Origin of the sequence: Acinetobacter sp. AR_0276 (assembly GCF_003000705.1) — a bacterium.
Classification (GTDB): domain Bacteria; phylum Pseudomonadota; class Gammaproteobacteria; order Pseudomonadales; family Moraxellaceae; genus Acinetobacter; species Acinetobacter nosocomialis.
The window spans coordinates 2,529,532-2,543,376 of record NZ_PSQO01000004.1 but is presented as its reverse complement, the minus strand read 5'-3'; the positions used below and the strand labels follow the sequence as shown (position 1 = coordinate 2,543,376).

Sequence of the window (13,845 nt, the reverse complement as noted above, 5' to 3'; positions counted from 1 at the left end):
CATTTCAGTTTAGAGCACTGTGTATTTAAACACTGTACAGCTTCAATCTAAATTCATATACCAAAACGCTTGATTCAGTTAATTTGCTAGTTCTCAATTAACTCCAAGATCAGAATTACTTCATCTCTCTTTGTTATTGAGTGAACAATTTATTTCAGACTCAATTTTGCCAATCTGTTAATGAATAAACATGCCTTCGTCAGGTCATGCTTAATACCGTGATACTTAAATCACAGAAGTTAATAAACCAAGACCGAAATCTCTATTTACTAATTTCTGTAATCCGAACTTATCTTAAGTTCTGGTGGAGACTAGGAGAGTCGAACTCCTGACCTCCTGCGTGCAAAGCAGGCGCTCTACCAACTAAGCTAAGTCCCCAGCTTACATCATCAGTCATGTATCTTTTATCTATAACTTTAACCAGTCAAAGTCATGGTGGGTCTGACAAGACTTGAACTTGTGACCCCACGCTTATCAAGCGTGTGCTCTAACCAACTGAGCTACAGACCCTCAGATACATCTATGAAGAACAACTTGTTGTGGATTCTTACCAATCGTCAATCTTTCGTTAAGGAGGTGATCCAGCCGCAGGTTCCCCTACGGCTACCTTGTTACGACTTCACCCCAGTCATCGGCCACACCGTGGTAACCGCCCTCTTTGCAGTTAGGCTAGCTACTTCTGGTGCAACAAACTCCCATGGTGTGACGGGCGGTGTGTACAAGGCCCGGGAACGTATTCACCGCGGCATTCTGATCCGCGATTACTAGCGATTCCGACTTCATGGAGTCGAGTTGCAGACTCCAATCCGGACTACGATCGGCTTTTTGAGATTAGCATCACATCGCTGTGTAGCAACCCTTTGTACCGACCATTGTAGCACGTGTGTAGCCCTGGCCGTAAGGGCCATGATGACTTGACGTCGTCCCCGCCTTCCTCCAGTTTGTCACTGGCAGTATCCTTAAAGTTCCCGACATTACTCGCTGGCAAATAAGGAAAAGGGTTGCGCTCGTTGCGGGACTTAACCCAACATCTCACGACACGAGCTGACGACAGCCATGCAGCACCTGTATGTAAGTTCCCGAAGGCACCAATCCATCTCTGGAAAGTTCTTACTATGTCAAGGCCAGGTAAGGTTCTTCGCGTTGCATCGAATTAAACCACATGCTCCACCGCTTGTGCGGGCCCCCGTCAATTCATTTGAGTTTTAGTCTTGCGACCGTACTCCCCAGGCGGTCTACTTATCGCGTTAGCTGCGCCACTAAAGCCTCAAAGGCCCCAACGGCTAGTAGACATCGTTTACGGCATGGACTACCAGGGTATCTAATCCTGTTTGCTCCCCATGCTTTCGCACCTCAGCGTCAGTGTTAGGCCAGATGGCTGCCTTCGCCATCGGTATTCCTCCAGATCTCTACGCATTTCACCGCTACACCTGGAATTCTACCATCCTCTCCCACACTCTAGCTAACCAGTATCGAATGCAATTCCCAAGTTAAGCTCGGGGATTTCACATTTGACTTAATTAGCCGCCTACGCGCGCTTTACGCCCAGTAAATCCGATTAACGCTTGCACCCTCTGTATTACCGCGGCTGCTGGCACAGAGTTAGCCGGTGCTTATTCTGCGAGTAACGTCCACTATCTCTAGGTATTATCTAAAGTAGCCTCCTCCTCGCTTAAAGTGCTTTACAACCATAAGGCCTTCTTCACACACGCGGCATGGCTGGATCAGGCTTGCGCCCATTGTCCAATATTCCCCACTGCTGCCTCCCGTAGGAGTCTGGGCCGTGTCTCAGTCCCAGTGTGGCGGATCATCCTCTCAGACCCGCTACAGATCGTCGCCTTGGTAGGCCTTTACCCCACCAACTAGCTAATCCGACTTAGGCTCATCTATTAGCGCAAGGTCCGAAGATCCCCTGCTTTCTCCCGTAGGACGTATGCGGTATTAGCATCCCTTTCGAGATGTTGTCCCCCACTAATAGGCAGATTCCTAAGCATTACTCACCCGTCCGCCGCTAGGTCCGGTAGCAAGCTACCTTCCCCCGCTCGACTTGCATGTGTTAAGCCTGCCGCCAGCGTTCAATCTGAGCCATGATCAAACTCTTCAGTTAAAATCATTTTGCACCTTATTTATAGACAAGGTGCCAATTCTGGCTCATCAATTACTGACTTAAATTTCGCTCAAATAAACTTCGAGTAATTTAAACCAATCAATCAATGAAAATTATTTCGATTAATCAATCAGTAAAAATCCACACAAGTTGTTCTTCAATTCTCTTAATGATCTTCTTCCTGGTTCGTCACCAGCAAGCTAGGTCGGCTATATTACTCTTAATCTCTTAAAAGTCAACAGGTAATTTCGATATTTTTAAAACTCATCTTTCAAACCAACTTAACATCAAATTCATCACTTAAAGTAACCAATCTAATCTCAAGTAACTGTTTTTCAACAAGTTTCTATCTGCATCACCGCCGATGGATGTACATTATAGACCATCCAAATCCCTTTGCAATACCTTTTTAACATCCAACACATCAACCGATCATTTTTTAGGCTTTTTAGTCATTTTTCTATATTATTTGACCAATTTTACATTGATAATAGCTTATCGCTTCTGTATTAAAATATATCTCTATCCAACTGCATATTGAACAGAGCCTGGCTAGCGGTTAAGGAATTATATGAATTATTCTAATTTACTATTATCGAGCTTATTAACTGTGGGTCTTTATACCTCAGCACACGCTCAGGAAAATCTTACTGAAGAATCTGCCGCTAGTCCGGAAGATGCTACTTCGACAGAGGCTCAGCAGGGCCGCCCCCGCTCACAAATTATTAAAGACTTGAAAGCACTAAAAGCTAAAGATTTAAAAATTAATGCAAACGCTGCTCAACCGGATACAGTAAAAGATCCATTACAGTCATTAAACCGTCCGATTTATTCTTTTAATGATATGTTGGATCGTAATATTCTTCGTCCAGTTGCAGTTCAATATAATGAGAAAACTCCAGAAGATGTGCGTGGCTCTTATCGCCAATTCCGTAAAAATCTTGGAGAGCCATGGAATGCTGTTAACCAGTTAATTCAAGGACGCCCTGGACGTGCAGCAAAAACACTCGGCCGATTTACTGTTAATACATTAACAACTTTAGGTTTAGCTGACCCTGCTAGTCGCTTAGGCCTTCCGCCTGAAGATGAAAGCTTTGGTGTCACTCTTGGTTATTATGGCGTTCCTTCTGGGCCATTTTTAATGTTGCCTTTCTTTGGACCGAGTACATTACGTGATGGGATTGGCTTAGCTGTAGATTCTCAGGCTCGTCCACAAAAGTACATCATGGATAACCAAGATGGTCTTTACTGGTCAACTAATGTCTTACAGGCCATTGATACACGTGCTCAATATCTAGATTTGGATCAAACCATACAAGGTGATCAATATGCGATGATTCGCGATTTGTATCTCCAACGTAAGGCTTTCCAGATTGCTGAGAAAAAAGGTAATTCAGCAGACGTATCTTTTATTGATGATGACGAATCTGAAGATGTACCAGATGATAGTCAAACTAAAACTAAAAAATAATTAAAGAAGAAATCAAGGTATTGTACTCTTCATATAAAAAGGCAATACCTTGATTTTGATCATACATCCTCTATGATGGATAAAGTGATCTTGTAAAAGGACTACCATATCTTCTATGTATTTTATTAAACCGACCCGCTCTATCCCTTTCTTAGAGCAAGCTCTGGAAGCATTACCAGACTTACAAGTCATTCACATAGATGATCTCGATTTATATGATCCAACAATTATCGCAATTGCAGATGTACAAGATTTCCTGACTCATAAATGGCGTTTACCTACCATTGTGATTGCTTTTGAGCATGAAGGTAGTGCTTTAGCTCAAGCATGGGAAGCAGGTGCTCTTGCGGGATGGGTATGGAACCAGTTACCTCAAGATTTAAACAAGGCATTAACAAGGATTGATGCTCAATATAAACGCAATCAAGATAGTCGCGATTTACCTTCCGCCGCAGAATTGCAAAAACGTTTATTACCAAATCCTATTGATTTATTAAATTATGAAGTTGAAACTTTTTTTCAACCTTCCGCCTATCTATCAGGTGACTGGTATGATTATTGGAAATTAAATGATAAAGAGGTTTTATTCTATCTTGCCGATGTATCGGGACACGGTGTTACAAGCAGTTTATTAACTTCATGGATGGCTGCCTTTCATGGTCGTTCAAAAACACCGCGACAGTTGATTAAAAAATTAAATGGAATGTTAGTTCAAGAGAATATTGAAAAACATATTACGATTGTAGTTGGTATTTTAAATCTGGAAACACATAGCCTTCGTTGGTCTAGTGCAGGTCACTACCCTCCTCCAATTATTTTTGAACCTAATCAACCTCCAAAAATTTTAACAACTAGTAGCTTTCCTTTGGGTTTAACTGACGAACTAGAAGTTGAAGAACACGTTTGCACATTAAATCGTCATGCACGTTTCATAGTTTGTTCAGATGGAGCATTAGAACCATTTGATGGCGGATTGAATGATCAATTTCAACAATTGGTTCAACATTTGCAAAATCAATCATTCCAAGCCCCTGATCATGTTGCTGATGACATTGCCATCTTTAGTCTTTGTCGAATGAATTAATTTAAAAATCAAACAATTAAAAAATATACGACTTAAGGACTCTTGAGTCTGAGATGGCACTATGTGATAATTTTTCTATCCTTCTCTGAAAATGGCATTTATATGTCAACAGGTCATGTTGAATATGCAAGCTTAAATGGAACGCATATTTTCAAACTTATTGGTGAAGTGCGAGCCCATTCTTGTATAAGTCTAGACAAACTTTTAAACAGAATTGAACAGCAAGAGAATGTTGTTGGTGCAATCGTTGATTTAACCCAAACAACATTTATTGATAGTACTGTATTAGGTATCTTAGCTAAGCTAGGTTTAAAACTGAAACAGACTCATCATATTCAAGCTGTGATGCTATCTACCAATCCAGATATCACAACCTTAGCCAACAGCATGGGGCTAGGGCAGGTTTTTGTCATTCTGAATTATTGTGGCGATCCTAACGTTTGTACTTTAACGTTAACGGATGAACACATTACTCATAATGCGATGCTAAGAACTGTTCTGGATGCGCATAAGACATTGATGAAACTCAATGCAAATAATCAGAATATGTTTGAGCCACTTGTTAAGCAATTGCAGAAAGAACAAGATACGCTTGAACAAGTATCTGATAAGCAAAATGCCTAAATTTTATTGCTAATCGGGATTTGTATATGACTCTTGTTTCAGTTGTTCAAATGAATTCTCAAGATGACATTGAAAGCAACTTTCAAATAATTGAGTCATTGATTCAGCAAAGCAAGGCTCAAAATGCTAGCTTAATTGTTTTTCCCGAGAACTTTGTATGTTTCGCTGCTGGTAAACAGCGTGAAACAGCTGAGCAATTTGAATCGATCCAGCAAAGACTTGAGAAACTTGCGCATCAATATCAAATCTGGATTGTTGCAGGTACTCTGCCCTGCCCATTCCGTCCAGATGGATCTATCATTCAAGATGGCCGCGTGCGCACAGTAAGCTTATGTATCAGTCCTGAAGGTACAGAAGCACGATACGACAAAATACATTTATTTGATGTACAAGTTGGCGATGCTGTCGGTGGATATCAAGAATCCCGTTTCTTTGAGCCCGGAACAGACGTTGTAGTCACATCTACTCCTTTTGGCAATATCGGCCTAATGGTATGTTATGACTTGCGTTTTCCCGAGTTAGCTTTAACCCTCAGACAACAAGGCGCTCATCTATTGACTGCTCCAGCAGCATTTACCTATACAACAGGGCAAATGCACTGGCAGCTGTTGTTGCAAGCACGTGCAATGGATAGCCAATGCTATGTTTTAGGAGCGGCACAACAAGGTTGGCATGGGGAAAAACGTCAAACTTGGGGACATGCAGGAGCAACTGATAGCCGTGGACAAATTTTAAGTATGATTGAACATGAAGGTAATGGTTTAATTACTGTACCTTTTGATTTAGCTGCTCAAGAACTTGTTCGCACTTCAATGCCTTTAATGACTCATCGTAAATTAATTCACTATTAAAAGCTTAATTATTCATGTGGAAATACTTATTTAGCATTTTTTGCTTAGGGGCAAATATTCACTGTTACGCAGCGGATTTCGGTGCAACAAATCATTTTGTTTCTCCAAATTTACAGCTTAAACAAAATACTTTTCCACCTACTCCAAAAAATATTCCTCTTCCTGCTTTTGGGCAACGAATTATTGGCTGGGGAACTGGTGCTGAAGGTGCAAGACAACGTTTAGAAAACATTCAACCAGCTGATGTTTCTATGATAAAAAAACAAGGCACAACCTTGGAAATGATTACTGCTTGGCAGGATTTTTACGAACAAGAGCAACAACGCGATGAGAACAATCCAACTGCAAGATACCGTGCTCGTTTAATGAAAAAAATTGCTGACCTCTGGTAATTGTTTCAAATTCATATTTTAAAGTTATAGAGTAATCCTTTGATTACTCTTTTTTTTGCGTTATCTGATTTTTATCAATAACTCAGAATTATGAGCATTTAAGAAATTAAACATAAAGCGATATACTAGAAAAGCACCCACTAGTTTTCTGAGGAATATATGGACCAAGACTGTCAAAACTTAAAGCTTGAGAATCAATTATGTTTCCTCATTTATTCAACAAATTTAGCTCTTAATCAACTTTATCGTAAACTTTTAACTCCATTAGGTATTACCTATCCTCAATATTTGGTGATGTTAGTTTTATGGGAAAAAGATGAGATTACTGTTTCAGAAATTGGCAGCAAGTTATTTTTAGAGTCCTCCACCTTAACACCAATTTTAAAAAAGCTAGAAGCACTGCAATTTGTTAATCGTACTCGTTCAAAAGAAGATGAACGACAAGTAATTATTACGTTAAGCGAAAACGGGAAAAAACTTAAAGAACGGGCAGTGAATATTCCAGCTCATATATTGGAAGCAAGTTCTTGTGATATGACCACGTTACTCGGCCTAAAAGATCAACTGACACAGCTTCGTACAAATATAGCTAAATAATCACCACTTTTTTACAAAATTAACTTGTCAAAATATTTAAGTCGTGTACGATATATTTGTATTCAATTTAATTTAGGAATAAAAAGATGTCTTTAGAAAAAGTTGTGTATCGTGCAAAAGCTAAAGCAACTGGTGGCCGTGATGGTCGTGCAACTTCATCAGACGGTGTATTAGACGTACAACTTGGTGTGCCTAAAGAAATGGGTGGCGCTGGTGGTGCTGTAACCAACCCAGAACAATTATTTGCAGCTGGTTATTCAGCGTGCTTTTTAGGCGCTTTAAAATTTGTTGCTAACCGCGATAAATTCAACATTAGCAAAGATGCTTATGTTGAAGGTGAAGTTGGTATTGGTCCAATTCCTACAGGTTTTAGTATTGAAGTTACTTTAAATGTTTATTTAATTGGTATGGACCGCGAAGAAGCTGAAAAATTAGTTGCAGCAGCTCATATTGTTTGTCCATATTCAAATGCGACTCGTAACAATATTGATGTAACTTTTAATATTGTGACTGAATAATTATTCATATTGAAAAATGCCCGAATATTATCGGGCATTTTTTATATCTTTCGTATTATACTTCACTTGCTTCATTAGTTACACGAAGTACTTCTTCAAGTGTAGTTTTGCCTGAGAGCACTTTACGCAAGCCATCATCTCGAATAGAACCAGAATACTGACGGGCATGATTTTCTAATTCAAACTCTGCTGCATTACCATGAATGAGTCGGCGCATAGGTTCATCAATAGGTACAATTTCATAAATCGCTGTACGGCCATTAAACCCTAAGTGGGAACATTGCTCACACCCTTGAGCTTCCGGTAACTTTAAAGTTGGCTCATGCGAAATATGCTGAAAAACCTGCTTTTCAAAAGTATCGGCTTCACGCCATGTCATACAATGTGGACATAAGGTACGAACCAAACGCTGAGCAACGACCCCAATTAAAGAACTTGAAAGTAAGAACGGTTCAATTCCCATATCTTTAAGACGAGTAACCGCACCAATAGCAGTATTGGTATGTAGTGTCGATAAAACCAAATGACCTGTTAATGATGCTTGTACTGCAATTTCAGCAGTTTCTAAATCACGAATCTCACCAACCATTACAACATCTGGATCTTGACGTAACATTGCCTTTAAAGCACGAGCGAATGTCATATCCACTTTGGTATTAACTTGTGTTTGCCCTATGCCTTCAAGTTGATATTCGATTGGGTCTTCGGCAGTTAAGATATTGCGCGTATTATCATTTAAATCAGATAAAGCTGCATATAAGGTAGTGGTTTTTCCCGAACCCGTAGGACCTGTAACTAAAATAATTCCGTGTGGACGATGTACCAATTGAGTTAAACGCTCATAGTCATTTGCCATTAAACCCAAGTGAGTCATATTAAGGCGACCCGCTTGTTTATCAAGCAAACGCATAACAACTCGCTCGCCATGAGACGAAGGCAAAGTTGAAACACGGACATCCACTTCACGTCCAGCAAGACGCAAAGAAATACGTCCATCTTGTGGCACACGCTTTTCGGCAATATCTAGTTTCGCCATAACTTTAATACGTGAAACAAGTAACGGTGCCAACTCACGGCGCGGCTGTACAATTTCACGTAATTGACCATCTACCCGCAAACGAACGGATAATTTTTTTTCAAAAGCTTCAATATGGATATCAGAAGCACCAACTCGAATCGCCTCTGATAGAAGTGCATTGATCAGACGGACAATAGGCGCGTCATCTTCTTGGTCCATTAAGTCTTCTGTTTCAGGAACCTGATCGGCCAAACTCAATAAATCTGGATGATCTTCTAGACCTGCTGCAACTTGTTGCGACTCCCCTGTGTCACCAGCGTAACTCGTACTTAATAAGCTATTAAACTCTTGTTCAGTACATAGCTGATAATGTGCAGGCTTCCCCAAAATTCGTCTTGCTTCCTGCAATGCAATTTTTTCTGTATTTTGACGTCTAACAATAAAAACTTGATCACCGTCATAACGAAATAAAACACCATGACGCTTGGCAAAACTATATGGAACTTGTATTTGTTTCAATATTTGCATCACAATTTATAATGATGAGTAAGATGATTTTGAGTGTACTCTAAGCAGATTACAGCGTGAAGTCTGTTTAACAACTCGGTAGAGGAATTTTACGTCTTGTTTGAAAATAATGAATATCAGCCTCGCCCCCAGAATTCTTTAAAATGGTGGGGTGAACAGCACTTTGAAATTAACCAGTCGAAAGCATGGCAATTCGGTTCAATGCTCTTTCGTTTAACGCGGGGCATAAAAGAATGGCGTATCGAATATTATCGTCCCACTCTCCAAGATGATAATGAACAAGATTGGCACATTATCTCGGATGCAAATTTTGGTTTCCCCCATACTGTTCAAGTCGAACGTTACATGTTTAGAAAAACTAATCCGAAGTTTCTACTCATGCCACGTTTGGCGGACCGATCTGTTGTGATTAAACCTGTTGATCCAATTTATATTCCAGCAGGTCAGCGAGGGACTCTTTATATTAGTACTCCTTTATGGATTGCAGGTTTAGTTGAAAGTCAGCATGAACCTTTATTTGAGATTCCTGTAATTCAGCCTAAAGATACATGGTTTGGACCCAATGCACAGCAAGGTGAAATTTGCTATGCCACCTCTGTTGATGGACGTACCGATTTAAATCTATTAACACCACGTGCTTTTAGAGCAGTTACGCCGATTGATTTTCACAATACCAGTAATCATCAATTACGCTTTGATCGTATGAATGTTCCGGTTACCGCCCTACCGCTATTTTATAGTGAAAGTACGGGACGCTTATGGACCTCACAGATTAAAGTTTATTATGAAGGGTCTGACCGCCCTGCCCGCATTCGTATTGAAAACCGTACACCGCCTCTTGCAGGTGAAGTGACTTACGTACATCCCCCACGTTCACCTGGCGGTGCACTATTTAATATGTTTGATTCATTTTTCTAAGGGGGTTCTATGGCTGATTCAAATATTCCTAGAGATATCGCTGATAGCCTCAAAAGTATATTCACCAATATTAATACCGAACGTATCAGTGAAATTTTAGTCGGTGTTGTGCTTTGTTTTATTGGTTTTGTCCTTGCCCGTATTATTTCAAATACATTTATTAGAACCGTTGGCTCACGTTTTAATGCTCATCAGCGTCTGGTATGGCGCCGCGGTATTTTCTATTTTATTTTCTTACTCTTCATTATGACGAGTTTAAAAGAAGCCGGTTTCAAACTTAGTGTATTCCTAGGGGCAGCGGGGATCTTAACAGTAGCGCTCGGTTTTGCTTCGCAAACCTCTGCCAGTAACTTGATTAGTGGTTTATTTTTGATTGGTGAAGGTTCATTTGAAGTCGGTGATACCATTCAAATCACCCTCATTCGTGGCAATACCATCGAAGGTGAAGTCATCTCAATTGATTTGCTTTCAGTAAAATTACTTACACTCGACAACGTTTATATTCGTTTACCGAATGAACAACTTATTCGTGCCCCTGTACACAACTTATCTAAATACCCGATACGCCGTATTCCAATTACACTTGCCATTAATTTTCATGAAGACATTATTAAAGTCCGTGAGGTTCTACTTAACGTCGCAGCAAATTACCCACTCGTGTTAGATGACCCAAAACCTGCGGTTACAGTAACTGCATTTAGGGAATCATCGATTGAGCTTTTATTTGCAATGTGGTGCCGCCAAGAAAATTCTTTAAAAGTTCGAGATGAAATGCAAGAACGTATCCGAAATGGCTTTTTAGATAACCAAATTGAAATTCCTGTTCCTAAAATGGGATTAATTGATCGACCATCTACTATTTTTGCTGAAGACGATATCGATCAATACAGTAATCAAAAAGAGTTAAAAAGAGAGCCTAAAGCTTAGGCTCTTGATTCTTCTTTACAGAGGATGATGGTGGTAATGGTGCAAGATAAGCAATAATCAGCATTACCCCACCTGCTCCAATAAATGAAATAACTCGAGTTAACGTTGCACTTTGCGATAGATCAAGCAAAATCAGCTTTAATACAACAATCCCTAAAAGTGCAGCGCCTACAAACCAGAGTTGACGAATCATTTTTCGACTAGAGAATGTCGTCAATACAAAAGCCAAAATAACCCAAAGTAAGGTCAAACTTAGCTGTACTACACCATTCGTCCAAATTGAAACACTCCATAGCGGTGTTGCCCAGTAATGGTGCAAGCCCCGAACAACTACACTACTAAATACCAGCAAGCCCACTAAAATTGTTGTAATTTTAAAAGTCCACTCCAGTGACTTATCTTGATCAAAATCATGTTGATAAATAATAAAAAGTAAACCTGCAAATATCGCAATTGAAAGAAAGTCCGTTAAGTTAATTAAAGGAATAAAATAAAGGTACTCAGCAGAATGACCATCAAGACTCACCATAAGCAACCACAGTAAGCTTAAACACCACACCGGAATTTGATGCAACAGTGTCGTTTTATGAGCTTTATATGTCCAAAGTGAATAAACCACAGGAACAAAAGCCAAAGCCACAATTGGCATTTTTGGAAAAATAGCCACGCCAACTATTGCTAACGCTAACCAGCTTAAACCAGCCCAGACTTTTAAGTATCCAGACTCACCCGTCTGTGGTTGAGCTATAATAAATAAGCCGCTAAGAATAATTGTAGTGACTAGGAAAGTAGTTTGCTGTAATAGATCGGTCCATTTAAACAGAATGAATACTTGACTGGTAAAGGCTTCTCCCAAAACTAACAACAGTAACAGGCTAATTAAAATTAACTGCAAACTCTGCCATTGCACACGTAATTTATAATGTACGACTGCGCTAAATATTGCGATTAGGGCTACGGCGAAGATCAAATACGGACTTAAACCATGATGATGCCATGCCATTATTTCTATACCAGCTACAGCGCCCGCATACATGCCTAAGCATAAGAAAATACCGCTAAACATACTTGCGCTAAAATAGCGTTGCTCTTTACTATTGTATTGCAATAAATAAAAAGCAGAAATGAATTGAGCAATTGCATAAATACTAGTGCTTAGCGTTGGGAATTCTTCATTTGCCCAAACCTGATAAAACAGTGCAAGTGAGCTGAGTAAAACTAAAATCACGCCAATATATCGGCTTAAACGATAGCGTTCAGTGACGCCCCACACAATTAAAGCCGTACCTTGTGCAACCCAGCCAATAGCAGTCCAGTGCGCCCCTTTTGCGAGTGGAAAAATTAAGGCAAAAAAAGCAACCGCGAGTATAAAAAAACTTTTTGCAAGAACTGAAAGTTGTGGATGGTTTTTTTTAATCCAATAAGTTAATACCGCATAAGTACACGCTAATACAGCAGCACCAATCGTCAAAGCTTGGGTCGACTCATGAACTAAATAAGCATGAAGTGTAAAGCCTAATACAGGAACACTAAAAATAAGGCCAACATCTAAGAGTGGAGGTACACGAATCCCCTCTTGTTTTTCATGTGCTGAAACCCGCGATATATTTTGGCTATAACGAACACTTAACCAAATAAACAAAGCAATATGACACCATAAGATCCAGTCTAATGTGTCAAATTTTGCAGGTTCAGCATAAAATGCGATTGCACTACTACCAATAAACATTGTGGCAAAGAAAGCAATCTGATTTAGGATTTTCCAAGGCTGAATAAAATTAACAGTGGCGACTGCAAGATTAATAACCAGATAGTAACTAAATAAAAAAACCACATCAGGACGATATTGCGGAATAACTAAAGGAGCTGCATAAGCCATACCCAGTGCGAGTATTGCCAAATAAATAGCTTGTTGTTTTAAACTCAGGAATACTGTAATTGCTAATAAAATCGTAAATAGAATACTTGCTGTAGTTAGGCTGGTAATTACACCAAAATGATGCGAGAACACAAGCGTTAGAAAGACAACAGCTAACCCGACACCTTGCAATGCCACAGCAAATAGCTGGTTTTTCTTTTGCAAGGTATATCCAAATGCTGTTAATACACCTCCTGCAATCGCAATAAAACCAAGTTTCACACCTAAGCTCAACTGCCAATGCTCACTGGCAAAACGCAGTAAGAGCACCACCCCAACCATAAGTACAGCAACAGCAACTCTTAAAATTGGATTACCATGAATCATCCAATCGACTGCTGGTTGCCACCATGCGGTGGTCTGTGTACGAGCTATTTGTTCTTCTTGATCTAAAGCTGTTGTTTCAGGTGAAGCTGGCTCGGTAATATTGTTTGGATCAGCTTGCTCTGATACAGGCATTATCACTTCTGTATGTATAGATTCATTTACACTTACTGTTTGCTTGGCTGACTCGAGGAACAATAGACGAGTATGAAATGTACTAATAGTTTGAATCAAACATAACAATAAAACCAGTAATGCCCCACCAGCAATCCACATCCAATGATTGATATAAGCAACTAATGCAACTAAAGCAGCCGCATAAATGACTGTGCGTTGTATGTGAATAGAATAAAGTGGGGTTCTCTGCCGAGAAAACTGTTGTTCTAAATGAGTTAAACGTTGATGTAGATTTGATAACGACTGAACTAGTATGACAGTAAGAGCAATAGATAAAGCAACAACGGCACTCTGAAATTTAAAACCAATTGAAATGGCTAAAAACAAAGTCAAAGCGATCAAAACAACGATCATTCCCTGTTTGTCTTTTTTATACATGGGCTTAGCAATA

Annotated in this window: 11 protein-coding genes, 2 tRNA genes and 1 rRNA gene; 9 read left to right on the top strand and 5 right to left on the bottom strand. The window is 39.7% G+C overall.

Features of this window, described 5'->3' with window-relative positions; genetic code table 11:
- Positions 1–302: 302 nt before the first annotated feature.
- The 3 genes from CSB87_RS12980 to CSB87_RS12970 all read right to left on the bottom strand — a co-directional run bounded on the left by CSB87_RS12980 (position 303) and on the right by CSB87_RS12970 (position 2,107).
- A tRNA-Ala gene (locus tag CSB87_RS12980) sits at positions 303–378 on the bottom strand.
- Positions 379–433: 55 nt separating this feature from the next.
- A tRNA-Ile gene (locus CSB87_RS12975) sits at positions 434–510 on the bottom strand.
- A 59-nt stretch (positions 511–569) separates the two neighbouring features.
- Positions 570–2,107 (bottom strand): 16S ribosomal RNA (locus CSB87_RS12970).
- 571 nt (positions 2,108–2,678) lie between these two features.
- Between CSB87_RS12970 and CSB87_RS12965 the strand changes: the two genes are divergently transcribed.
- From CSB87_RS12965 to CSB87_RS12935, 7 genes are all read left to right on the top strand, one after another.
- A complete protein-coding gene (locus tag CSB87_RS12965) occupies positions 2,679–3,578 on the top strand; it encodes a VacJ family lipoprotein (protein ID WP_004883104.1) in 900 nt (299 codons plus the stop codon).
- A gap of 115 nt (positions 3,579–3,693) precedes the next feature.
- The gene (gene gigA, locus CSB87_RS12960; protein WP_002054548.1) at positions 3,694–4,662 is read left to right on the top strand and encodes an RsbU family protein phosphatase GigA; all 969 of its coding nucleotides are present in this window, start codon (positions 3,694–3,696) and stop codon (positions 4,660–4,662) included.
- A 102-nt stretch (positions 4,663–4,764) separates the two neighbouring features.
- A complete protein-coding gene (gene gigB / locus CSB87_RS12955; protein ID WP_000103065.1) occupies positions 4,765–5,286 on the top strand; it encodes an anti-anti-sigma factor GigB in 522 nt (173 codons plus the stop codon).
- Between the two features lie 26 nt (positions 5,287–5,312).
- Positions 5,313–6,137 (top strand): carbon-nitrogen hydrolase family protein, encoded by an 825-nt coding sequence (locus CSB87_RS12950; RefSeq protein ID WP_002054557.1) that lies wholly within the window; start codon positions 5,313–5,315, stop codon positions 6,135–6,137.
- Positions 6,138–6,151: 14 nt separating this feature from the next.
- Entirely contained in the window at positions 6,152–6,529 is a 378-nt protein-coding gene (locus CSB87_RS12945) for a DUF4951 domain-containing protein (RefSeq protein WP_002054542.1), read from the top strand.
- Positions 6,530–6,688: 159 nt separating this feature from the next.
- A complete protein-coding gene (locus CSB87_RS12940; protein WP_004710519.1) occupies positions 6,689–7,126 on the top strand; it encodes a MarR family winged helix-turn-helix transcriptional regulator in 438 nt (145 codons plus the stop codon).
- Positions 7,127–7,212: 86 nt separating this feature from the next.
- Positions 7,213–7,644 (top strand): organic hydroperoxide resistance protein, encoded by a 432-nt coding sequence (locus CSB87_RS12935; protein WP_000051124.1) that lies wholly within the window; start codon positions 7,213–7,215, stop codon positions 7,642–7,644.
- 55 nt (positions 7,645–7,699) lie between these two features.
- Here CSB87_RS12935 and gspE read toward each other — a convergent pair whose 3' ends face one another.
- A complete protein-coding gene (gene gspE, locus CSB87_RS12930; RefSeq protein ID WP_004883110.1) occupies positions 7,700–9,190 on the bottom strand; it encodes a type II secretion system ATPase GspE in 1,491 nt (496 codons plus the stop codon).
- A gap of 96 nt (positions 9,191–9,286) precedes the next feature.
- Between gspE and CSB87_RS12925 the strand changes: the two genes are divergently transcribed.
- Together CSB87_RS12925 and CSB87_RS12920 are read left to right on the top strand one after the other, a co-directional pair.
- Positions 9,287–10,108 carry a hypothetical protein gene (locus CSB87_RS12925; protein ID WP_002054549.1) on the top strand — a complete coding sequence of 274 codons (822 nt, stop codon included), beginning with the start codon at positions 9,287–9,289 and terminating at the stop codon, positions 10,106–10,108.
- Between the two features lie 9 nt (positions 10,109–10,117).
- The gene (locus CSB87_RS12920) at positions 10,118–11,035 is read left to right on the top strand and encodes a mechanosensitive ion channel family protein (RefSeq protein WP_004883114.1); all 918 of its coding nucleotides are present in this window, start codon (positions 10,118–10,120) and stop codon (positions 11,033–11,035) included.
- Here CSB87_RS12920 and CSB87_RS12915 read toward each other — a convergent pair.
- Entirely contained in the window at positions 11,025–13,832 is a 2,808-nt protein-coding gene (locus CSB87_RS12915) for a DUF2339 domain-containing protein (RefSeq protein ID WP_004883117.1), read from the bottom strand. The two genes, CSB87_RS12920 and CSB87_RS12915, sit on opposite strands and share 11 nt — an antisense overlap.
- Positions 13,833–13,845 lie beyond the last annotated feature (13 nt).